We start from the raw sequence: 21,534 nt of genomic DNA, 5'->3' as shown, positions 1-21,534 counted from the left end.
AACCCGGTCGCTGTTACTGAATGTTGTTTCTGATGTGCACGAGCCATTCAGCAGGGTTCGCAACCAGCCCCTCGGGAGTCAGCTTCACTTCGACCTTGCTCACCGATTGGCCGACGTTGCCACCGATAACGAATGCCTTGCTCTCGCCAGCGTCGACCTCGACGACAACATCCGAATGGCTTTCAAACCAGCCAACATCAAGCACGTTGTCATAGGCAACTCCAGGGATCCTCGACTTGCCCAGCAGATCGCCGGGTTTCAAGGGTAGTTCTGCGGGACGGTAGCCAACCAGGCTTGCGGAGAGCTTGTTGGTTTTTCTGTTCTTGATCGAGTTGTATATCCAGCGGTAGTGCCCTGGCGAGTAAGGAAAGGATGCACCGGCCCCGGCCATTTGCATGCAATAGGAAATAAAAGCCGCCGACCAGGCAATATTGATGGTGCCATCGAGCTTGCCCTTGTCCTTTGCATAGGTCTTGACCAGACTCTTGTAATCCTTGCTCTCCACCGCCAACCAGTAATCGGCTATCCGGCTGGAGTAGGGGTCGACAGTTTCCTTTCTTGGGTTGAGCTTTCCACCGGTGGACTTTTCCGTGGTCGTGGATTTGTCCGGGGCTATGTATTTATCTTTGCGGCCGGTGTCCTTTCCGAATCTTTCCCATTCAGAAGTTGTACGCTCCAGTAATTCGTCTGTGAACATGGTGGTTTCCTGACGTTGTTTTCATGACAGGGCCGATTGCGTGTTCTGGCGGTTGTGCGGTTACTTCCGAGGGACCGGCTTCTAATTTTATCGAGTCATTCGGAATTGGTTCTGCAATTTGGATATCTGCATTATTTCCATTGGAGAGGATGGGGCCTGAGCCGAAGTGGCCGCACGGCTCCGGCGACGAGCAGGCTTCACTGCCGGTCATCCGGAACCCGAGCGCAGGACGTCGGTTAACCTCCACCGGTGCCGTCCTGCCGTAAAGGGTTATGCAAGCCGTCCTGCTATCGCGTTGAGGTAGATGCGCGAGTAGTCCCCGGCTTGCAGTGGAAGGGCGTTGGTTTCGGAAGAGGAAATATCCGCCACCGCCTGCTCGCCGACCCACGGCGCGTCTTCGCCGTTCAGGCCCAGTTCCTTGAGCGTATGCGGAATGCCGACGGACGAGCGCAGTTCCAGCACCCAACCGAGCAGGCCGTCGAAACTGGCTTCCGGCAACTCCAGGTAGCGGGCGAGACGCGTGGCGTCTGCCTCGATGGCCGAGCGGTTGGCCACCAGCACGTAGGGCAACAGCACCGCGTTGAGCAGACCATGGTGCTTGTGGTGCTTCGCTCCCAGCGGGTGGGCCAGCGCATGCACGCCACCGAGGCCTTTCTGGAAGGCCACGGCGGCGCTGGCCGAGGCCACCAGCATGCCTTCGCGGGCGGCCAGGTCGGTGCCGTTGTGCACCGCACGCTGCAGGTGCTCCTTCACAAGGCGCACGCCTTCGAGGGCGACGCCGGCGGACATCGGGTGGTAGAGCGGCGAGAACAGCGACTCCAGGTGGTGGGTCAGGGCGTCCATGCCGGTGGCGGCGGTGAGCGACTTCGGCAGGCCGACGGTCAGCGCCGGGTCGAGGATCACCGAGCGGGCCAGCAGTTCGCGGTGGCCGACGACGATCTTGATGCCGCGCGAGGTGTCGGTCAGCACGGCTTCACGGCCCAGTTCGGACCCGGTGCCGGCGGTGGTCGGAATAGCGATCAGCGGCGGCAGGTCGAGGGCGGGATGGTCGCCCAAGGTGGGGTAATGCGCTATCAGTTGCGACCATTCGAAGTTGTGCAGGCCATCGGCATCGCGGCTGAGCAGGGCGATGCCCTTGGCCGCGTCCAGCGCGCTGCCGCCGCCCAGGGCGATCAGCGAGTCGTGGCCGCCTTCGGCCAGGGCCAGGGCGCCGCTGGTGACTTCCTCCAGCGCGGGGTTGCTGGAGAAGCCATGGAACAGCGCGTAGTCGATACCGGCGGCCTCCAGGCGCCGACGCACTTCGTGCAGCGGCGGCAGTTCGAGCATGCCGGGGTCGGTGACCAGCAGCGGCTTGCGCATCCCGGCGAGGCGGCAGCGCTCGGCCAGTTGGTCGAGGGCGCCGACGCCGCAGAGGATTTCCGTGGGGTAGTTCCAGTAGTTCAGGGTGGACATGGGAAGCTCCGGATTTCAGGCATGAGCTGCCCGTGCCGGGGCGCAAGGCGGCCCGGCCAGGCAGGAGGGAAAGAGGGGCACCGATGCCTCGGTGCCGGGATGGCTCAGCCGACCGCGCGGCCGGCGAAGCTCAGGCTGGTGGCGATGCGGCGGTGCGGCTTGGCGATGAACAGGTAGGCCAAACCCAACAGGGCGAGGACGGAGAACACCACGACCACCGCCCAGACCTGGAACCAGGGTGCGCCGGGTGGGGCGAGCATTTCCCGCGGCCAGGCCACGTTGATCGCCTCGAACACCAGCCAGACCACGGCGATGACGTTGACCAGCAGGCCCTTGCGGCCGAGCTTCAGTGCGCCCTTGTCCGGGTCCCAGCGGCCGCTCAGGCGGGCATACAGCGCGCTGGCGGCGACGATCAGGAAGACGAAGAAGAAGCCGCCGCTGCCGAAGGCGATCAGCGTACCCACCGCGGTGGCGTTCAGCCCCAGCGCCAGGCCCAGGCTGGCCAGCAGGGTGCTGCAGACCATCGCGGCCATCGGCACCTTGCGCTTGTCCACGCGGCGCAGCAGGGCGGAGCCGGGGAGGATTTCATCGCGGGCCATGCCGAAGATGGCGCGGCCGATGTAGGTCTGCACCGACACCACGCAGGCAACGAAGGCGACCAGCACGATGGCCACGAACGGCCGCTCGGCCCAGGCGCCGAAGGCGTCCACCACGGCGGGTGTCACCGGGTCGATGATCTGCCCGCTGACCACGGCGGCCGGGTCCTTGTACGACAGGGTCACGGCGAACGCGGTGAGCATCACGGTCAACCCGACCACCAGCATCGAGCGCAGGATGGCGCGGGGTGTGGAGACGCGGGCGTCGGTGGTTTCCTCGGAAATCTGCGAGCAGGCGTCGAAACCGAGGAAGGCCCAGCCGCCCACCGCCAGCGCGGTGAGGAAGCCGCTCCAGTAGGTGCCGCCGGAGACTTCCAGGGCATTCAGGCTGCTGAACAGCATCTCGAAGGAGTGGTTGCGGAAGAACAGCAGCAACAGCACGCCGATGCCGATGGAGGCGATGGCCTCGGCGAAGATGCCGGCGTTGACGAAGTACTTCAGCGGGTTGATGCCCAGCAGGTTCACGCCCAGCCCCAGGGCCAGCAGCGCCGCACCGCAGAGGACCTGGGCGTTGGCCGATGGCGGTTCGCCGATGACCAGCAGGCCGAGCCAGAAGCCGCCCAGGTAGGCGACCGTGGTCAGCGAGGCGAGGGCTGAGGCGAGGTAGAGGAAGCCGGTGAACCAGGCCGCGCGGTCGCCAATCAGCCGGCGTACCCACTGGTAGCAGCCGCCGGCCAGGGGGAACTGCGAGGACAGTTCGGCATACACCAGCGCCACGGTCAGCTGCAGCAGCAGGCACAGCGGCACGATCCACACCCAGGACGGCCCGACGCTCATGGCGCCCAGGGACATCACCGAGTAGATGCCGACGACCGGGGAAATGGTGGCAAAGCCGACGGAGAACGAGGACCACAGGTTCAGTCCGCGGTCCAGCTCCTGACGGTAGCCATGGCTGGCTAGCAGGCTTTCGTCGCCATTGGCGGCGGTGTTGGAGCTGCGAAGGTCAGACATGCCGACCTCCGGTGTTCAGGGAAAAGGGGGATTCACGGCCAGGCATGAGCGGGCGAAGGCGCATGGGAGATCCTCGGGGCAGTTGGAGTTGTTATCGAGAACCCGCGTCTCTAGGGACGGCTGAGTAGCTGGCGCCGTCAGTGCAGCGCGTGGCCAGAGTAGGGCGCTGCCGCATCAGGAAAAATTCATATTTGATTGGGCTGACATCAATTCAGGCTGATGTTTGTGGGGTGGTTGCCGGAATGATGCCAGGGCAGGCAGGGGATTGCCCGTATAGGCGCGGGCGTGCCAGCGATCAGGCTGGGCGGAGGGCAGGTAAGGAGCGGGAAAGGCGGAAACCGGGAGCGACGGCGCGCTCCCGGCGTACAGCAGTATCAGCAGTGCTTGTCCTGCCCGGCCTTCTTCTCGGCATCCGGTTGGGCGTTCTGTGCGGTCTGCTGCTCGGCGTCGGTCTTGGCGCGAGTGGCCTGCATGGCCTGATAGTTGGACTCGGTCAGGCGGTTGGTCATCAGGGCCGATTCTTCGGCCATGGAGGCCTGGCTGGCGAGCAGGGCGGCGAGGGACAGGACACTGGCAGTGAGCAGTTTCATGAAGGAATTCTCGGGTAGTGGACTTCTGAAGGGTGTTGCTCGCGAGTGGCCACAGTCTACTGACCGATCACCGCACGAACCCATGAGGAAAACTGCTGGGAATGATCGAATCGCGCAGGGCAGTTGATTCAGGCCAGCCCCCGCCGAGTCGGGAGTTGGCCTGTAGCCAGCGGAATAGCTGGCTTGGAGGGGGAATGCGATCAACGTATTGCTGGACGCGAAATAGCCAACCCTGAAGCCCTGCTAATGAATCCATGCAAGGCGCCTAACGAGTCCGGCCTGTCGTCAGGCCTTCACATAGACCCACGCCTGCAGGCCCGACTGCAGCCGGACGTTGATCCGCTGGTAGTCGGATACTTCGTACGCATCCGCAGCCAGCAGCTCCTGCGGGGTGATCTCGAAGACGGTGCCGGGCACGCGGTCGTCTTCCTCGCCGCTGTACTGAACGATGGGGTGGTGGGTCTTGCCGCTGGTGGCGAGCACGGCCGGGTCGGTGATCTCCACCCAGTCAGTGCGAAAGGCCACCAGCGCGTCGGCGCGGCCTTGCAGCTCGCGGCCGAAGCTGGCCAGTTGCACGGCCTTGTCCTGCAGGGTGCCGTAGGAGAACAGCAGTACGTTTCCAGTCATCGCAGGGGCTCCGGGTCAGGCCAGCAGGTCTTCGTAGAAGGCGCCGTAGGCCTTGCTAGGGTGGGCGATCTGGATTTCCAGGATCCACAGGCCGCGGTGGGGCTGCTCGGCGTAGTCGCCCAGGTCGCCGGCGCGGTAGATGGCGTGTGGGAAGTCGCTGACGCGGTGCCCCTTGATGTCCAGGTTGAGCTTCCAGCCCATGGCCTCGGCCTGCTGGTGGGCGAAGTCATAGAGCTCGACGCCGCTGCAGCCGGTCTCGCGCCAGCGCGCCTCGACGCGCTGGAACAGCGTCTTTGCCGCCGCCGCGCAGGCTGCCATCTGCGGATCGTCACCGGTGACGAAGGTGGCGCCGGCGTCGCCTTCATGGCCGCGCCAGACCACGCCCATGTCGATGAAGAAGATGTCGTTCTCACCCAGCACCGGGTTGCCCTCGGAGCGCTGCTTGAAGGTCTTCAGGGTATTGGCGCCGAAGCGGATCAGCAGCGGGTGCCAGATGCGCTCCATGCCCAGGTCGGCGAGCACCTGCTTGCCGATGGCGACGGCTTCCAGCTCGGTCATGCCGGGGACGATCGCGGCGGCGATGGCGTCCACGGCTTCCCAGGTGCGGGCCTGGGCGTATTGCATCGATTCCAGCGCGTAATTCGCGCCGACGGCTTCCTTGGCGTACACGGCGGTATTCATTCTTCTTCTCTCTGAGCGACAACCTTATCGCCGTATATATTTCTACATACCGGTAGGGAAATTCAATCGCGGGCTCAACAGCAGGACATTGCGCAGGCGATGAAGGCGGTCGTCAGGGTAGTGATGCTCAAGCCGACCAGGAACAGGGTGTCGGCGAGGCGCTCCAGGCGATGGTTGCGCTGCAGCTTGCGGGTGCGCAGGCCGAAATAGGCAGCGAGGGTGGTGGCCAGGTAGATCACCGTGTTCACCGCGAGCATGTCCTGGCCGATCAGGTCGACGCGGTGCTGGCCGACGATGATGCGCAGGATGCCGACCACTGTCAGGCACACGCCGACCATGGCGCCGGACGCGGCGAAGATGTGCACGCAGATGTCGTCGTCCAGTTGCGCGGTGTGGCTCTTGTGGCTCATGGCGGGATCTCCCGGGCCGGCCGCCGCGGTTCATCCGCTCGCCTTGCCGGCTTCGTTGTGGCTGCCATGATAGGAAGGATGCGGCGCTTGCTGTACTCGCTTTTCCGGTGGCCCCAGGTGAACCGAAAAACTGCGGAAAATCAGCCAGATAGCCGTCGCTTGCCGAGGCAGGCGCGGGCGCTGGAGAAGGTCGAACTCATATTGGAGGCGTCCCGGCGCATCCTGGAGCGTCATGGCCTGGAGGGTTTCACCACCAACCACGTGGCGGAACTGGCCGGGGTGAGCGTCGGTTCGCTCTACCAGTATTTCCCCAACAAGGAGCGCATCCTCGACGAACTGGCGCGACGCGAACTTGCTGCGCTGGCCACCGGCATCATGGGTGCGCTATCCGCTCGCCCGCCGGAGACGCCCGGCGAGCGCATCCGCGCGGTGGTCCACGCGGCCGTCAGTGCCTACGGCGGGCGCACCGGCGCGCACAAGGCGCTGATGCACTACCTGATGACCCGCGGCGGCGGCAGCCCGCTGCCGGCGCTGCGCGGCAGCATCATGACTCACCTGGTGACCCACGGCCTGGTCGGTCATGACCAGCAGCTGCGCAAGCTCGACGAGCCCGAGGTGTTCGTCCTCGCCCACGCCGTCGGTGGTGTGCTGCGCGCCCTGCTGGAGGACCCCGCTGCCCTGGCGCCGGGGCGGCGCGAGGGCATCGAGGAAGCGCTGGTGCAGCTGGTGCTGGCGTACTACGGGCGGGGCGAGGCGCGCTGAAGCCCGGTGCAGGTCACAGCCACCAGCGCAGCAGGTAGAACGCGCCCATGCTGAGGAGCATGCTGAGCAGCACATTGCGCGTCCACAGCACCAGCGCCACGGCGACGATGGCGCCGAGCAGGTAGGGGTTGTCCAGGCGCAGGTTCAGCTGGTGCTCGGGAAGGAACACGATCGGACCGCAGATCGCCGTGAGCATCCCCGGCACGGCGAAGCCGAGGAACTGCCGGACGTTGCTGCTCAGGCGAATCGGCAGGCGCGGTTCGAGGAACACGTAGCGGTTGAAGAACACGATCAGGCCCATGCCGAAGATCACTGCCCAGGCCATCATGCGCGCACCCCCGAGAATTTCTGGCAGAGGAAGCCGGCGAACATCCCCGCCAGCCCGGAAAGCACCAGTGCCGAACCGACCTGCCAGTAGCTGAGCAGCACCGAACAGAACAGCGAGACGGCGACACAGACCACGGTCGGGATGTTCTTCACCACCGGCACGATCAAGGCGACGAAGGTGGCGGCGATGGAGAAGTCCAGCCCCAGGTGCTCGAGGCCGGGAATGCTGGTGCCGACCAGCACGCCGGCGAGGGTGAAGAGGTTCCAGGCGATGTAGAACGTCAGGCCCACGCCCAGGGCGTACCAGCGGTTGAAGGTTTCGCGGTCATGGCCGCTGGTGAGGGCGAACAGTTCGTCGGTGAGCAAAAAGCCCAGCCCGGCGCGCCAGCGCCCTGGCAGCGGGGAAATCACCGGGCGCATGGTCATCCCGTAGAGCAGGTGCTGTGAAGTCAGCAGCAGGGTGGTGATCATGATCGAGAAGAACCCAGCACCGCCCTTGAGCATGCCGATGGCCACCAGTTGCGCGGCGCCGGCGAAGACGATGGCCGACAGGCCCTGGCCGTGCAGTGGCGAGAGGCCGGCGTCGATGGCCAGGGAGCCGGCCAGCAGGCCCCAGGGCAGGACCGCGAGGGACAGCGGCATGATGTCGATGGCGCCCCTGAGGAAAGCGCGTGAAGGAAGCTGATCTTGGGACATGAACGTTTCTTGCAGGCAGGTAAGTACTTTCAGCGTGGCAGAGAAACCTGTCGCCTGGCTTGAACATTCTTGCTGTTTGCCCCCTTGGCATGGGGAGTACCGTCAGGCCTGCCGTTCGCTTCCCGCCAGATGCGTGGGCGAGATCAGTCGCGGATCGGCACCGCCGAACAGGGTGCGCAGGTAATCCTCCTGGTTTTGCAGGCCGTGGCGCACCAGCCAGCTGCGGCCTCCGGGCAGTGCGCGCAGCAGGCAGTGGAAGATGAAGCGCGGCGGCGCGGTCAGCAGCGGGTACCAGGGCAGGCTGCCGCCGGGCAAGCCGAGGGCGCGGCGGCCGTGGGCGTCGATGAACGTACCGGCGATGCTCAGGTGGATGGCGCGGTTCAGCCGCCCGCGCAGCCAGGCGAAGTTGGCGTAGTGGCGCTGCAGCGGTTCGTCCACCAGCGCCGAGCCGAGGATGCGGCTGCTGTCGTCCGCCGGCGCCTGGGACAGCAGGTTGTGGTAGAGCGCGCGGATCGCATCGTTCTCGCTGGCGCACAGCCAGCGCTCCTCGACACCCATCAGCCAGGCGATGTAGCGCCAGAGGTGGATGATGGCTTCGCGGTCGCTCCGGCTCAGGGCCACACCCAGCATGCGCTGGCCGATCAGGAAGATCGCCGAGAAGGCCAGATAGGTCGCATGCATGTCGCCCTGGTTGACCGGCAGGCCGTAGTGGGCGAAGTCCCAGTCCTCCAGTCGTGAAACCCGACGCCGCACCAGAGCATGCACCAGCCGGACGTGCAACGTGCTGCGATAACCCGCTGCGCCGCGCGCCATGCCGCCGGGACGGGTGCAGTCGATCCACCATTTGGTGGTTTCGGCGATGCGCCGCTGCGGGCCTTTTTCCAGCGCGCCGGTGAGCACCAGGGTGCGGTTGATGCCGGAAGCCTGGTAACCGGCCAACAGGCCCAGATCACGCAGTACGCGCATCCCGGTGAGCCCGGACAGACCGCAGGCACGGGCGCCCTCATCGAGACGTTGCTGGTCGACCCAGTCGGGCAGTGTGTCGACCTGGGCGAAGAAGGTCTGCAGCGCTTCGGGTGCCTCGGGGATGGTGGCGATGCCCTGGTTGAGCGCTTGTTCGTACAGGCGCATGCCGGTGCCGAGGCCGACGTCGAACATCCACTCCACCAGCGTATCCATGGGCGCATCGCCCACCGTGAGGGACTCGCCGATGGCCTGCCAGGTCAGCGCATCCGGTTCGCTCGGGCCCTTGAGGAAACGTTTGACCGGCGCGGCGGTGCGCCGGGCGCGCTGCAGGTCGGCGCCGTGGCGGGTGGGCAGGGCGGTTGCGCTCATCGATTCATACCTTGGTTGGGTGGCCGGGCGGATTCCTCGAATTACGCTATTGCGAGTATTTGCTCGCATTCAACTCGCATCCGGCTCGCACCAGGAGGCAGGCATGAGGAAGCAACCCACGCAGCAGCGCGCCAGCGAGATGGTGGCGGTGCTGGTCGAGGCGGCGGCGCTGGAAATCGGCGAGCGCGGCCTCGATGGTCTGACCACCAACCACGTGGCGCGCCGCGCCGGGGTGAGCGTCGGCTCGCTTTACCAGTACTTCGCCAACAAGGAGATGATCGTCGAGGCCCTGCTGATGCAGCGCGCCGGCACGCTGATGAAGGTGGTGCACGAGCGTGTCACGCCGTTATTGGGCGCGGACATCGGCAGCGTTACCCGCGCGGTGCTGGAGGGCATCTTCGAGCAGGTCGAGGGCGATGCGGCGCAGCGTGAGCTGCTGCGGCACTGGCACCGGCTCAATTCCGCGCCGGTGTTCCAGACCTTGGAGCAGCAGATGATGGAGGTGTGCCGGCAATACCTGATGCGCCACTTCGACGACTATCGAATCGACAACCTGCCGGCCGTGCTGTTCGTGGTGATCAACTCCGTGCAGTACACCACCGCGCGCTACCTGAGCGAGGCTCAGCCGCTGCTGGGGCGCGAAGAGGTGATCGATACGCTGGCACGGATGGTCGAATCCCTTTGCCTGCCACGAAACAACCGCCACCTGTAGGAGCGAGCCACGCTCGCGAACCGCCGGCAGGGCCGGTCTTCGGGGCGCATCACCACGGTTCACCGGGGTGAGTTCAGATTCCGCCGCGCAGTCGTCACCTGTAGGAGCGGGCCATGCTCGCGAACCGCCGGCAAGGCCGGCGCTCAGGTCGGATCACGTTGTTCGCAGGGGGCTTCAGATTGGCTGCGAGGACTTCGCGAGCTCTGCTCGCGGATCGCGGGCATGGCCCGCTCCTACAGGGAAAATCGTTCGAATCAGGCATGAAAAAGCCCCGGAAGGCTCGCGCCAACCGGGGCTCTGCTCAACGCATCAGGCCACGACAGGGATCATCGGGTCAGCTGCTGCCAATGCGGTGGCGCGATCGGCGGCCGGTGGGTAGATCCACACGGTGTTGATCTCGGTCTTGATCTTCTTGCCTTCCTCGCGCTGGAAACGCACCTGGCGGTCCCAGCCCTCGGTGAACAGCGCGCCCCAGGCGCCCAGGTCCAGGCAGGTCACGTACTTGGGCTGGCTGTAGGGGATGGGCGCCACGCCCAGCAGGTCGGCGGCGGCGTTGTTGCCGGCCGAGCGGCCCAGGGCGATGGCGTGCTGGCAGGTCATCAGCGCGTAGTTGCCGACATCGTCGGTGGCGGCGTAAGCCGTGTCGCCGGTGGCGAATACCGCGTCCTGGCCGATCACCTGAAGGTTGCGGTCCACGTGCAGGCGGCCCTGGCGGTCGCGCTCCCCGGAAACCTGTTCGGTCAGCGAGCTGGCGCGCACGCCGGCGGTCCAGATCACCGTTTTTGCCTCGATGCGCTCGCCGCTGGAGAGGGTCACGCCGTTCTCGTCGATGGATTCCACCGAAGCCTTCAGGCGCCATTCCACGCCCAGCTCGGAGGAGGCTTCAGCCACCACGGACTGCGAGGTGACGCCCAGGGCGCCGCCGATCTCGGCGCCACGGTCGACCACGATCACACGCACCTTGGCATCCGCACCCAACACTTCGCGCAGTCGCGCCGGCATTTCAGCGGCGGTCTCGATGCCGGTGAAACCGCCGCCAGCAACGATCACGGTATTGCGTGCTTCGGACTCCGGCAGCTGGTGCAACGCGCGGATGTGCGTTTCAAGGCGCACGGCCTGGTCGATGTCGTCCACGTCGAAGGCGTGCTCGATGCCCGGCAGAGCGGGGCGGGCGACTTTGCTGCCGCTGGCGAGGATCAGGCGGTCGAAGCCCAGGGTGGCGATTTCGCCGCTGGCGTTGCGGTAGTCCAGCTGGCGGCCGTCGACATCGATCTGCTCGGCGCTGCCCTGGATGAAGGTCACCCCCACGGCGCCGAACAGGTCGCCCAGCGGCGCGGCCATCTGGTGCACGTTCGGCTCATAGAAGCGCGGGCGGATGCGCAGTTCGGCCTGGGGCGCGAGGACCGCGACCTCGATGTCGCCGCGCTGGTGCAGGTCGAGCAGACGCGTGGCGCTCAGGGCGCTCCACATACCCGCGAAACCGGTGCCGACGATCAGGATGCGTTGTTTCATGGTGCTCTCCGATGAAAAGGATGAATCCAGGTTGTTGGGTTCCCGAGTGCCTGATATCGGAGCGGTTCGCTTCCCGGCTCGCCTCGGATAACTGCGACTATATTTGTCGTAGTTAAGTGGCGCAACCGATTTCTACCGCAAACTCCGACCGTTCGTCACGACCGGAGCGGGAAAAAGCCGCTGCTTCTGTTTATACGGCGAACACGCCAAAGCGCTGCAGGCCGCGTGTTGCGGATGACAGTTCGTCAGGATGCATGCTTAAGTGCTTGCCGGATGCCCGGGGTGGCTTGAGAATAATGCGACTGATCTAGTCGGAGTTTGTGATGGCTTTGTACAGTGCGGGAGTGGAGTACGGCATTCATTGCCTGCTCTACCTGACGGACGAGAAGGGCGACAGCCGTGACTCCAGCGTGCGTGCGCTGGCGGAGCTGCAGGGCGTGCCCCAGGAACTGCTCGCCAAGGTTTTCACCAAGCTGGCCAAGGCCGGACTGGTGGCGGCCACTGAAGGCGTACGCGGCGGTTTCCGCCTGGCGCGGCCGGCGGACGAAATCACCGTGTTGGATATCGTCAGGGCCATCGACGGCGACAAGCAGATCTTCGAGTGCCGCGACATCCGTGGGCGCTGCGCCGTGTTCGAAGGCTCGCCCCCGGAATGGGCGACCTGCGGCACCTGCTCGATCCACGCGGTCATGCTCACCGCGCAGAAGCGCATGGAAGAGGCCCTGGCCCAGCACACCGTGCTTGACCTCGCGCGCCGCGTCGGGCGCAAGGCTCCGCCGGAGTTCGGCGAGGCCCTGGTGCGCTGGATGGACGGCCAGCGCGACGGTTCCAGCGCCGTCAGCTGACCTGAAGCGACCTAGCGCGCATCACCGCCGCGCGGCTTGTAGAAGACGAACTCGTCGGTCTCTGCCGTGCGGATGTATTCCTTCGCCCAGCCAGGCGAGGCGTGGCGGTCGTGGAAGTACATGGCGCCGCGCGTGCGGTCGCTGAGCTGCTGGTTCAGCGCCCGGCGGGCGATTTCCTTGGCGATGTCGTAGCGGTTCTTCTCTTCCACCTGGTCGGAGCGACCGTCGCACCACCAGGAGAACTGGCAGTGCTTCTGCGCCTGGCCCTGCTTGACCACGCCGCACACGGTGTCGGGAAAACCACCGTGGCCCATGCGGTTGAGCACCACGTTGGCCACTGCCTCCATGTCCGCCTTGCCGCCGCCCTTGGCTTCCCAGTAGATGGTCCGTGACAGGCAGACGATGGCGTCGTCCAGCGGCGCCTTGCCGGACGGGTCCAGCGCCTTGACCTCGGATTTACTGATGGGTGCCGGGCTGGTTACTGCCGTCGCCGGGTGGGCGACCTGCTGCTCCAGCACTTCGGCCTTGTTCACCGCGGCCTGGGCTTTCTCGTCGGTAGAGGTGCCGATGGAGGCGGCGAAGGAAGAGGGCGCCCACAGGGTGAGCAGCAACAACGGAAGAAGGCGGCACATGTTCGAACCTACCTGCGCAGCGAAATCAGTCAGGTCGTTGTGCGAATCCTGCGAAGCAGTCGCGCAACGACGCCCTTCAGGCCGCCTCCCTCCGTCTGGACGTGGCGAGGCGACTGCGCCTGGTCGTTGTGACTGTGCTGCGCGGAATTAGATTCAACTTTCCAGCCAGACGGTAGCCGCCGCAGCCCACGAGTGACGGGGCCTAGGGCACATAGCGCTGAAGGAATTCGTCTACCGCCTGCAGTACCGCCGGCTGTTGCTCGCGGTGCGGAACGTGGCCGCAATCGGGCAGCAGCCTGAGCATCGTCGGTACGCCGGGCACCGAGGTGAAACGCTCCGGGTGTGCGGCCGAGCCGTACTCGTCCTGTTCGCCGTGCAGGCTGAGGATCGGGCACTTCACCTGTGCCAGTTTCGCATCCAGGTTCCAGTCGCTGAAATCGTCGGACAGCCAGGTATCGACCCACGCGCGCAGCACCCAGAAGGCCTTGTCTCCGTGGTACTTCTGCAGGCGCTCCAACTGCCCTTCGCGGGCGAACTCCACCTCGGCGGCGCGGATACCGTCGCGGGTCTGGTGCTCGACGAAGGCCTGGGCCGACTCGGTGATCAGCGCCGCGCACGCCTGCGGATGCTGTGCCACACAGGCCACCGCCATGGCCCCGCCGACGCTGTGGCCGAACACCACGCAGCGTTCGAAGCCGAAGTGCCGTTGCAGCAGGGGGAAGAAACTGCGCGCCTCGTCGTCGATGAAGTCCAGCGGCAGGGCGCCGGGATAGCGCTCGGAGCGGCCGAAGCCGAGGCGGTCGTAGGCAATCACCTGGCGCCCGGTGTTGCGCGCGAGCTGCTCCGGGAAATCGCGCCACAAGGTCACGCAGCCCAGCGAGTCGTGCAGCAGCAGGATCGGCTCGCCGACGGTTTCGGCAGGCGTCCAGTCCTGGGTGAACAACTGGCCCTTCTCGCTGCTGATCCAGTGCTCCCGGGTGGTGACGGGCAACGACATGACACTCTCCTGTACTGACTCGCTGTGGGTTCGGTCATAGTATTCCCGCCAGGTGCCCGAGGCGATGTTCAGACGGGCGTATGCATAGTCCGATCGGGCCAGGAGGGTGTTTGAAACAGGTGGCGATTCTGGCCTATGACGGCTGTTGGGCGATGGGGTTGTTTTCGGCGGCGGACTTCTTCCGCATTGCGGCTTTGCTGGAACAGCATCTGGGCGTGGAGCCCTCATTTGCGGTGCGCGTGGTCTCTGTCGATGGCGCGCCGGTGTGCGCAGCGGGCGGCCACGTCATTACGGCGGAGGCTGCGCTGACGGATGTCGAGGTCGCCTCGCTGGTCGTCCTGCCGGCCATCGAGGGGCCGCGTCTGGCCGGCTTCGAGGCGGATGCGCGGGTGCTGGCGTGGCTGGGCCGGCATATCGACGCTGGCGCGCGGGTGCTGGCTTTGACCACGGGCGCCGCCTGGCTGGCAGCCAGCGGGCGTCTCGATGGCGGCCTGCTCGCCACGCATTGGGCGTTCGTCCGGCAACTGGGCAAGCGCTATCCGGCGTGCAGCTTCGTGGCGCGGGAGTCCTTCCTGCAGGAGGGCGGGCTTTACAGCACCGGTTCGCTCAATGGTTGCTTCGATGCGTTGCTGGATATTCTCGCCCGCGATTGCGGCGACCGCTTCGCCCAGCTCTGCGCCACCCACCTGCTGGTCGCCGACCCGCACCGCCTCGGGCCGATCCTGCCGGGCCATCGCAACCATTGCGACGACGTTGTGCTGCGGGTGCAGGACTGGATCGAAAGCCACCACGCCGAACCGCTGACCATCGAGCGCATGGCGCGTCAGGCCGGTGTCAGCGAACGCACCTTCAAGCGCCGTTTCCGCGAGGCGACGAAGCTGCCACCGAATCTCTATCTGCAGCAGGTCCGCATCGACAAGGCGAAGAAACTGCTGCTGGCGACCCAGCTGTCGGTGCGCGAGATCGCCACCGAGGTCGGCTACGAGAACGTCAGTTTCTTCGTCCGCCTGTTCAAGGCGCGGGTCGGCACCACCCCGGCGCGTTGGCGCCAGGGCTCTGCCTGACGGGTGCTAAGGAATCCTTAAGGCTGCCGCGCGATGATGACGACTCGCGGCCGGTAGCTGTCCCGGGCAGTGCTCACACCGGGTCCGGTCGCTTTTTTTGAATCCACAGAGGAGTCCTGCCTTGGACACTTGTCCTGGTCGATTGCGACAGGTCTGAACAGCGAGCCGTCCGGCAGAACCCTGCCACTGTCTCGCTGCGTTGCGGACAGTGGCGATACGCATCCCGCCACGGGATGACGTCTCACCATTCCCCTGCGGGGCCGATCCGGCCCTTCGCTCCCTCGCAATCCATCACCCGAATGCGCGCCGGCATGGCCCGGCGCATGGAGCGGCGCTGCGCTGCAAACGAGGTGGAACATGGATTGGAAAATCTTCCTGCTGCGGGTCGCCGCGGCACTCATCCTGGGCGCCCTGATCGGCGCCGAACGCCAACTGCGCCAGCGCCTCACCGGCCTGCGCACCAACGCGCTGGTCAGCACCGGTGCCTGCCTGTTCGTGCTGATGACCCAGGCGACGCCGGGGCTATCCGCCGATGCGCCGCGTATCGCTGCGTACGTGGTGTCGGGGATCGGCTTCCTCGGTGGTGGCGTGATCATGCGCGATGGCCTCAACGTGCGTGGCCTGAACACTGCCGCCACGCTCTGGTGCACCGCTGCCATCGGCGTGCTGTGCAGCATGGGGCTGTTGCTGGAAGCTGCGCTGGGCAGCGTGGTGGTGCTCTGCGCCAACATCCTGCTGCGTGACATCGCCCAGCGCATCAACCAGCAGGACGTGCTGCCGGCCAACGAGGCGGAGCAGCGTTATGGCGTCGCCGTCATCTGCCGCGCCGAAGACGAGATCCAGGTGCGCAGCCTGATGCTCCACAGCCTGGACAGCAGCGAGCTGCGCCTGCAGTCGCTGCACAGCGAGGACCAGGCCAACCCGGCGAAACTGGAAGTGCGCGCCGAGCTGCTCGGCGGCCACGGCGCCACCGGCCAGCTGGAACGCATGGTCAGCCGGATCAGCCTGGAGAAGGGCGTCAGCTCGGTGCGCTGGCAGCTGTTCGAGTTGGTCAGCGATTGAACTCTGGACCGTAGGATGGGTGGAGCGCAGCGATACCCATGCTGCTGGTGTGATGCGTTGTTGGGTATCGCTACGCTCTACGCCATCCTACAAAAGCCCAGGTTCAGGCTCAGCTCTCGCGGGCGGTGCGGCAGCCGCAGCGCGGTGCCGGTGCGCGGGCCTCTTCGGCCACCACGCCGCGCCACCAGCGCTCACCCTGATGGGGTGCCACGAGGTCGATGCGCTCGCCCATCATCGGCGTGGTGACGGCGAGCCCGCGCTCGCCGGCGATTTCCAGTACGCGCTCGAAGGGCTCGTACCAGGCGTGCATGGCCAGGTCGAAGGTGCCGTTGTGGATCGGCAGCAGCCAGCGGCCGTTGAGATCCTGATGCGCCTGCACGGTCTGCTGCGGGTGCATGTGCACGTAGGGCCAGTGTTCGTTGTAGGCGCCGGTTTCCATCAGCGTCAGGTCGAAGTGGCCGAAGCGCCGGCCGATCTCGGCGAAGCCGTCGAAGTAGCCGGTATCGCCGCTGAAGAAGACGCGCAGGCTGTCGTCCTCGATCACCCAGGAGCACCACAGGGTGCGGTTGCCGTCGCGCACGCCGCGGCCGGAGAAATGCTGCGCCGGGGTGGCGGTCAGGCACAGGCCGTCCACCGTGGTGCTCTGCCACCAGTCCAGCTGGCGGATCCTTTCCGCCGGCACGCCCCAGTCCAGCAGGCGGTCGCCCACGCCCAGCGGGGTGAGGAAGACTTCCGCCCGCTCGGCCAGCACGGCGATGGTCGCGCGGTCGAGGTGGTCGTAGTGATCGTGGGAAAGGATCACGCCGCGGATCGGCGGCAGGTCCTGCAGGGCGATCGGCGGCGCGTGGAAGCGCTTGGGCCCGGCGAAGCTGAAGGGTGAGGCGCGTTCGGAGAACACCGGGTCGGTCAGCCACCAGCCGCCGCGCAGCTTGAGCAGCAGGGTGGAGTGGCCGAGGCGGTACAGGCTGCGGTCGGGCGCCTGCTCCAGCTCTTCACGGCTCAGCGCGCGCACCGGCACCGGGGCTCGCGGCACGGTGTTCTTCGGCTTGTTGAACAGCACATCCCAGAGCACTCTCGCGCTCGGTTCCGGCATGTCGGCCGGGCGTGCCTTGAGGTTGCGGAATCTCCCGGCGATGTAATGCGGCGAGTGGCTGTAGTCGTCGATGGGCGCGCGGTGCAGTGGGAGACGGGGCAAGGCACTGATCCTCAGTGGCGGAATGCGTCAGGGAAGCACGCTACAGGTTCCGCCGCCAGGGAGCATTACCGGCATTTTGATTCAGAACATCACCGTTATCGATGAAAGCGCGCCGGGGTTTCCCTGTAGGAGCCGGCCATGCCTGCGACAGCCCTTGCGCCCGCCCCGGCCATGAGCGCAGGAGCGGACGCCGTCCGCGATTGTTTCCCCGGTGGTTTTGGTGCTGTCGGCTGGCGCGGACCTTGTCCGCGGATCGCGGGCATGGCCCGCTCCTACAGGTTGATGGCGGAGTCTCTCTGTAGGAGCTGGCCATGCCTGCGACAGCCCTTGCGCCTGCCCCGGCCATGAGCGTAGGAGCGGACGCCGTCCGCGATTGTTTTCCGGTGGTTTTGGTGCCGGTGGCTGGCGCGGACCTTGTCCGCGGATCGCGGGCATGGCCCGCTCCTACAGGTTGATGGCGGAGTCTCTCTGTAGGAGCGAGCCATGCTCGCGAACCGTATGGCAGCGGAGAGGGAAAGCGGGCGGCTCAGTTGAGCTTCGACAGGATGTCCCAGGCCAGCTTCACCCGCACCTCGTTGGGGTAGTTGCGGTTGGCGAGGATGACGATGCCGCGCTGCTTCGACGGGACGAAAGCCACGTAGGCGCCGAATCCACCGGTGGCGCCGGTCTTGTTCACCCAGACGTCCTGCTGCGGCGGCAACGGTTTGCGCAGCGCCGTTACCGGCTGGCTTTGCAGCACCATGCTGCTGCCATTGTACTGCTGCAGTTCGGCGAGCTTGGGAGGGTAGGCGTACTGCTCCCAGATCAGGTCCTGGGTCATCGGGCCGACCTGGTAGTAGCCGGTACGAGTGGCATCCACCGCCGCCCGCAGCTTGTCACCGAGCTTCACCTCGCCCAGCTGCACCTGGACGAAGCGCAGCAGGTCGCGGCTGCTGGATTTCACGCCATAGGCCTCGTCGGCGATCTGGTCAGGGCTCACCCGCACCGGAGCATCATCCTTGTCGTAGCCCTGGGCGTAGATGGCCTGGCGGGTCACCGGCACGTCGATGTGGGTATTGCTCAGGCCCAGCGGCGCGAAGACGTTGCGCTGCATCGCGGTCTTGAACGGCACATCGAGCGCCTTTGCGGTGACGATGCCGAGCAGGGCGATACTGGGGTTGGCGTAGCTGCGCTGGTTGCCTGCGGGGTACTGCGGTTGCCAGTTCCTGTAGTAGTCGGTGAGCTGCTTGGGCGTCTTCACCTCGTCAGGCAGTTGCAGCGGGAAGCCGCCGGCGGTGTGGGTGGCGAGCTGGATCAGCGTCACCTTGTCCAGCGCACTGCCGCGCAGTTCCTTCAGGTAGCGTGTCGGGCTGTCTTCCAGCTTGAGCTTGCCCGCGGCCTGGGCGAAACCGGCGAGGGTAGCAGTGAAGGTCTTGCTCACCGAACCGATCTCGAACAGCGTGTCGCTGCTCACCGGTTGCTTGTTCTCCTTCGACGCCACGCCGAAGTTGTAGAAGCGCTGCTCGCCGTGATCGGTGATGCCGATGGCGAGGCCGGCGATGTTCTGCTCGCGCATGACCTGCTGGGCGAGCTTGTTCACCTTGGCATCGAAGTCCGGTGGGGCGGCCTGAGCGAGGCCGGCGACGAGCAGGCAGGTGAGGCTGAGTACGAGCGGGGCGGTCCGGTGCATGGCGACTTCCTGGCAGTGCAATGGGCTGACCCTAGCATCGCCGCGGCCAGGTCTCCAGCCAGACCGGCAGCGCTACGCCTGTGCCCGCGCTGGTGGTAGGATTCGCGCCCCATGCGAATCTGTGACCTCGACCAACGCCTCGCCGACCTTGGCGCGCTGCCCCTGCACCGCGCGCGGATGCTGCGCGCCTGGCTGCAGGGCCGGCCGCTGGATGCCGGGACCAAGCGGCAGGCCACCGAGGATTTCCTGCCGCTGAGCGTGCGCAACGGTGTGGCGCAGGTTGCCGCCGAGCTGGACGCCCTGGCGACCATTCATTCGCGACATCCCGGTGGCGACAACTCCGAGCGCCTGCTGGTGCGCCTGGCCGATGGGCAGATGGTGGAGAGCGTGCTGTTGCCGCGCGGCGGCGTATGCGTGTCCACCCAGGTCGGCTGCGCCGTGGGCTGCCGCTTCTGCATGACCGGCAAGAGCGGCCTGCTGCGCCAGCTTTCCACCACCGAGATCGTCGCCCAGCTGGTCCTGGCGCGGCGCGTTCGGCCGGTGAAGAAGGTGGTATTCATGGGCATGGGAGAGCCGGCGCACAACCTCGACAATGTGCTCGAAGCCATCGACCGTCTCGGCACCGACGGTGGCATCGGCCACAAGAACCTGGTGTTCTCCACCGTCGGCGACCCGCGCGTCTTCGAGCGCCTGCCGCAGCAGCGGATCAAGCCGGCCCTGGCACTGTCGCTGCACACCAGCAATGCCGAGCTGCGCGAGCACCTGCTGCCGCGCGCGCCGAAGCTGACGCCCGAAGAGCTGGTGGAGCAGGGCGAGACCTATGCGCGCGCCACGGACTACCCGATCCAGTACCAGTGGACGCTGCTCAAGGGCGTCAACGACAGCCAGGAAGAGCTCGACGGCATCCTGCGGCTGCTCAAGGGCAAGTTCGGCGTGCTCAACCTGATCCCCTTCAATGCGCTGGAAGGCGACCAGTACCAGCGCCCGGACGCTGAACGCATCGTCGAGATCGTCCGCTACCTGCACAGTCGTGGCGTGCTGACCAAGGTGCGCAACAGCGCCGGGCAGGATGTCGATGGCGGCTGCGGCCAGTTACGTGCGCGGGCCACCGAGCTTATCGCCACCACCCGCCGGCGCAGTCCCTTGCTCTAGCCGCCGCTCAGGCAGCGGGCCTGCCCGAGAGCGACAGGACGACCACCACCCACAAGCCGAGCACGGCGAGAAAGTTGACGGTGAACACCAGCCCGCGCAGCCGGATGTTGCGGGTGAGTATCTGCACGCCGCTGTGCGCCACGCGGCCGGCGATGAACAGCCAGGCGAGCCAGGTCGCTGCGGCCAGGTCTAGCCGCTGCTGGATCAGCAGCAGGCTGGCGGCGTAGAAGAACAGCGGCCATTCGAACTGGTTGGACAGGTTGGCGCTGATGCGCGGTTCGACATCGGCCCAGGGATTACTGCCGTCCGCGCGTTGGCCAATACCCCAGATCTTCGGAGCGCGGGCGACGGTCAGCAGCGCGTAGAGGAGTGCGGCCCACGCAACGTGGGTGGCCATGGGCAGGATGAGCGGGTGCATGGTGGGTGATCCTTCACTCGGGAAACGGGCGGATGGGGCTCACTATAGGCGACGAACGGAGTTGCCGTACGCGGCGCCAGAGCCGATGGCAGCTGCGTTTGACTTGCATGAGGTTCGCCCCGGTTGGTAGCCTTCCGCATCTGAAAAAACCAGCAGGGCTGGGTATGGCGATCCGGGTTGTCGAAGCACAAGAAGTAGATCAGCAGCGCATAGCCATTCCTGGTTGGGAACAGCAGTACACGCAGATGTCCGCCGGGCGATTCGCCGGGCGCATCCTGCACGCTGAAGTCGAGGGGATCGAGCTCTTTGAAGAGCAGATGAACCTGCGCGTGGAGCAGGAGTTCCACGCCCCGCCCGGCGCCCTGGTGTTCAGCTTCGACATGTCCGACAACGCGCTCTACCTGCTCGACGGGGAGACCCGCAACGCCTGGGTCACCCCGGAGAACTACCGTGAGGTGGCGGTGGTGATCAAGGAGTCGGCGAACTGGGGCCAGCCGGCCGATGCTTTCGCCGACCTGGTGCTGACGCCGCTGCGCTCGGGCCACTGCCAGTCGGTGGCGACTTCGCTGAGCAACCTGCTGACCGGCGCCACGGCCGGCGGCGACCCGATGGATGCGCCGGGCGTGGCGCAGAGCATCGTCTCCCACTGTTTCTCGTTGCTGTGCGAAGCGCCGCTGGATGGCGAACGCCGGGCGCGCTCCATCGTCCAGGCCAAGCGCGTGGTGCAGCGGGTCAAGGAAGTGGTGAACGACTGCCCCGACGAGCAGTTCGGCATGGCTGATCTCGCCGCCAAGGTGGGCGTTTCGCCGCGCACGCTGCAGCAGTCGTTCCTGCATTACGCCGGCATCCCGCCCATCGTCTGGTTACGCAACCGACGCCTGAACGCGGCGCGGCGCGACTTGCTGGCAGCCGCCGAGTCCGGCATGACCGTCGCCGAGGTGGCGATGAAGTGGTCGTTCTGGCACCTGGGGCGGTTTTCCCAGTCGTATTTCGCGCTGTTCGGCGAGTATCCGAAGACCACGGCGAAGCAGGGCGGTCGGGCCTGGTAGCGGCGATCAGTCATAGGCGCGGACGTTGTCCGCGGATCGCGGG

Annotated in this window: 23 protein-coding genes; 7 read left to right on the top strand and 16 right to left on the bottom strand. The window is 66.1% G+C overall.

Features of this window, described 5'->3' with window-relative positions:
- Positions 1-13: 13 nt before the first annotated feature.
- The 7 genes from ABKS89_RS17580 to ABKS89_RS17550 all read right to left on the bottom strand — a co-directional run bounded on the left by ABKS89_RS17580 (position 14) and on the right by ABKS89_RS17550 (position 6,064).
- A complete protein-coding gene (locus ABKS89_RS17580; RefSeq protein ID WP_138214397.1) occupies positions 14-697 on the bottom strand; it encodes a DUF2272 domain-containing protein in 684 nt (227 codons plus the stop codon).
- A gap of 270 nt (positions 698-967) precedes the next feature.
- Positions 968-2,149 (bottom strand): iron-containing alcohol dehydrogenase, encoded by a 1,182-nt coding sequence (locus tag ABKS89_RS17575; RefSeq protein ID WP_348586314.1) that lies wholly within the window; start codon positions 2,147-2,149, stop codon positions 968-970.
- Between the two features lie 104 nt (positions 2,150-2,253).
- Positions 2,254-3,756, bottom strand: coding sequence for an APC family permease (locus ABKS89_RS17570; RefSeq protein WP_348586313.1), 1,503 nt, complete (start codon positions 3,754-3,756; stop codon positions 2,254-2,256).
- Between the two features lie 374 nt (positions 3,757-4,130).
- Positions 4,131-4,346, bottom strand: a complete 216-nt coding sequence (locus ABKS89_RS17565) for a hypothetical protein (protein ID WP_138214394.1) — start codon at positions 4,344-4,346, stop codon at positions 4,131-4,133.
- A gap of 285 nt (positions 4,347-4,631) precedes the next feature.
- Positions 4,632-4,973: a gamma-glutamylcyclotransferase family protein gene (locus tag ABKS89_RS17560; RefSeq protein WP_138214393.1), complete on the bottom strand. Its 342-nt coding sequence runs from the start codon at positions 4,971-4,973 to the stop codon at positions 4,632-4,634.
- Positions 4,974-4,988: 15 nt separating this feature from the next.
- Positions 4,989-5,654: a M24 family metallopeptidase gene (locus tag ABKS89_RS17555; RefSeq protein WP_138214392.1), complete on the bottom strand. Its 666-nt coding sequence runs from the start codon at positions 5,652-5,654 to the stop codon at positions 4,989-4,991.
- Between the two features lie 74 nt (positions 5,655-5,728).
- Positions 5,729-6,064, bottom strand: a complete 336-nt coding sequence (locus ABKS89_RS17550; RefSeq protein ID WP_081516947.1) for a hypothetical protein — start codon at positions 6,062-6,064, stop codon at positions 5,729-5,731.
- 201 nt (positions 6,065-6,265) lie between these two features.
- Here ABKS89_RS17550 and ABKS89_RS17545 point away from each other — a divergent pair, with 201 nt between their 5' ends.
- The gene (locus ABKS89_RS17545) at positions 6,266-6,826 is read left to right on the top strand and encodes a TetR family transcriptional regulator (protein WP_518300947.1); all 561 of its coding nucleotides are present in this window, start codon (positions 6,266-6,268) and stop codon (positions 6,824-6,826) included.
- A gap of 13 nt (positions 6,827-6,839) precedes the next feature.
- On the opposite strand, the gene ABKS89_RS17540 is transcribed toward ABKS89_RS17545, so the two are convergent.
- The 3 genes from ABKS89_RS17540 to ABKS89_RS17530 all read right to left on the bottom strand — a co-directional run bounded on the left by ABKS89_RS17540 (position 6,840) and on the right by ABKS89_RS17530 (position 9,184).
- A complete protein-coding gene (locus ABKS89_RS17540) occupies positions 6,840-7,154 on the bottom strand; it encodes a branched-chain amino acid transport AzlD family protein (protein WP_348586311.1) in 315 nt (104 codons plus the stop codon).
- Positions 7,151-7,849 (bottom strand): AzlC family ABC transporter permease, encoded by a 699-nt coding sequence (locus ABKS89_RS17535; RefSeq protein WP_138214389.1) that lies wholly within the window; start codon positions 7,847-7,849, stop codon positions 7,151-7,153. The genes ABKS89_RS17540 and ABKS89_RS17535 overlap by 4 nt, the downstream gene beginning before the upstream one ends.
- Before the next feature lie 102 nt (positions 7,850-7,951).
- Positions 7,952-9,184: an oxygenase MpaB family protein gene (locus ABKS89_RS17530; RefSeq protein WP_348586310.1), complete on the bottom strand. Its 1,233-nt coding sequence runs from the start codon at positions 9,182-9,184 to the stop codon at positions 7,952-7,954.
- Between the two features lie 103 nt (positions 9,185-9,287).
- Here ABKS89_RS17530 and ABKS89_RS17525 point away from each other — a divergent pair, with 103 nt between their 5' ends.
- Positions 9,288-9,896 (top strand): TetR/AcrR family transcriptional regulator, encoded by a 609-nt coding sequence (locus ABKS89_RS17525; RefSeq protein WP_348586309.1) that lies wholly within the window; start codon positions 9,288-9,290, stop codon positions 9,894-9,896.
- Positions 9,897-10,205: 309 nt separating this feature from the next.
- Here the strand turns inward: ABKS89_RS17525 and ABKS89_RS17520 are convergent, their stop codons facing one another.
- A complete protein-coding gene (locus tag ABKS89_RS17520; RefSeq protein ID WP_138214386.1) occupies positions 10,206-11,408 on the bottom strand; it encodes an NAD(P)/FAD-dependent oxidoreductase in 1,203 nt (400 codons plus the stop codon).
- Positions 11,409-11,731: 323 nt separating this feature from the next.
- On the opposite strand from ABKS89_RS17520, the gene ABKS89_RS17515 reads away from it, so the two are divergent.
- The gene (locus ABKS89_RS17515; protein WP_138214385.1) at positions 11,732-12,253 is read left to right on the top strand and encodes an RrF2 family transcriptional regulator; all 522 of its coding nucleotides are present in this window, start codon (positions 11,732-11,734) and stop codon (positions 12,251-12,253) included.
- Between the two features lie 11 nt (positions 12,254-12,264).
- Here ABKS89_RS17515 and ABKS89_RS17510 read toward each other — a convergent pair whose 3' ends face one another.
- Together ABKS89_RS17510 and ABKS89_RS17505 are read right to left on the bottom strand one after the other, a co-directional pair.
- Positions 12,265-12,885 carry a cell wall hydrolase gene (locus tag ABKS89_RS17510; RefSeq protein ID WP_348586307.1) on the bottom strand — a complete coding sequence of 207 codons (621 nt, stop codon included), beginning with the start codon at positions 12,883-12,885 and terminating at the stop codon, positions 12,265-12,267.
- A gap of 202 nt (positions 12,886-13,087) precedes the next feature.
- Positions 13,088-13,882: an alpha/beta fold hydrolase gene (locus ABKS89_RS17505; RefSeq protein WP_138214383.1), complete on the bottom strand. Its 795-nt coding sequence runs from the start codon at positions 13,880-13,882 to the stop codon at positions 13,088-13,090.
- A gap of 119 nt (positions 13,883-14,001) precedes the next feature.
- Between ABKS89_RS17505 and ABKS89_RS17500 the strand changes: the two genes are divergently transcribed.
- The gene (locus ABKS89_RS17500; RefSeq protein WP_348587593.1) at positions 14,002-14,946 is read left to right on the top strand and encodes a GlxA family transcriptional regulator; all 945 of its coding nucleotides are present in this window, start codon (positions 14,002-14,004) and stop codon (positions 14,944-14,946) included.
- Positions 14,947-15,303: 357 nt separating this feature from the next.
- Positions 15,304-16,008 carry an MgtC/SapB family protein gene (locus tag ABKS89_RS17495; RefSeq protein WP_138214381.1) on the top strand — a complete coding sequence of 235 codons (705 nt, stop codon included), beginning with the start codon at positions 15,304-15,306 and terminating at the stop codon, positions 16,006-16,008.
- Positions 16,009-16,117: 109 nt separating this feature from the next.
- Here ABKS89_RS17495 and ABKS89_RS17490 read toward each other — a convergent pair whose 3' ends face one another.
- Together ABKS89_RS17490 and ampC are read right to left on the bottom strand one after the other, a co-directional pair.
- Positions 16,118-17,203, bottom strand: coding sequence for an MBL fold metallo-hydrolase (locus ABKS89_RS17490; RefSeq protein WP_138214380.1), 1,086 nt, complete (start codon positions 17,201-17,203; stop codon positions 16,118-16,120).
- A 526-nt stretch (positions 17,204-17,729) separates the two neighbouring features.
- Positions 17,730-18,872: a class C beta-lactamase gene (gene ampC / locus ABKS89_RS17485; RefSeq protein ID WP_348586306.1), complete on the bottom strand. Its 1,143-nt coding sequence runs from the start codon at positions 18,870-18,872 to the stop codon at positions 17,730-17,732.
- A 111-nt stretch (positions 18,873-18,983) separates the two neighbouring features.
- On the opposite strand from ampC, the gene ABKS89_RS17480 reads away from it, so the two are divergent.
- Positions 18,984-20,024 carry an RNA methyltransferase gene (locus tag ABKS89_RS17480; protein WP_348586304.1) on the top strand — a complete coding sequence of 347 codons (1,041 nt, stop codon included), beginning with the start codon at positions 18,984-18,986 and terminating at the stop codon, positions 20,022-20,024.
- Between the two features lie 7 nt (positions 20,025-20,031).
- Here the strand turns inward: ABKS89_RS17480 and ABKS89_RS17475 are convergent, their stop codons facing one another.
- On the bottom strand, positions 20,032-20,442 hold the full coding sequence (locus ABKS89_RS17475) for an MAPEG family protein (RefSeq protein ID WP_138214377.1): 411 nt from the start codon (positions 20,440-20,442) through the stop codon (positions 20,032-20,034).
- A 245-nt stretch (positions 20,443-20,687) separates the two neighbouring features.
- Between ABKS89_RS17475 and ABKS89_RS17470 the strand changes: the two genes are divergently transcribed.
- Entirely contained in the window at positions 20,688-21,491 is an 804-nt protein-coding gene (locus ABKS89_RS17470; protein ID WP_348586303.1) for a helix-turn-helix domain-containing protein, read from the top strand.
- Positions 21,492-21,534: the final 43 nt, after the last annotated feature.

Origin of the sequence: Pseudomonas sp. LABIM340, from assembly GCF_040017195.2 — a bacterium.
Classification (GTDB): Bacteria; Pseudomonadota; Gammaproteobacteria; order Pseudomonadales; family Pseudomonadaceae; genus Pseudomonas.
The sequence above is the reverse complement of the archived record's forward strand: the minus strand, read 5'-3'. Positions and strand labels throughout refer to the sequence as shown.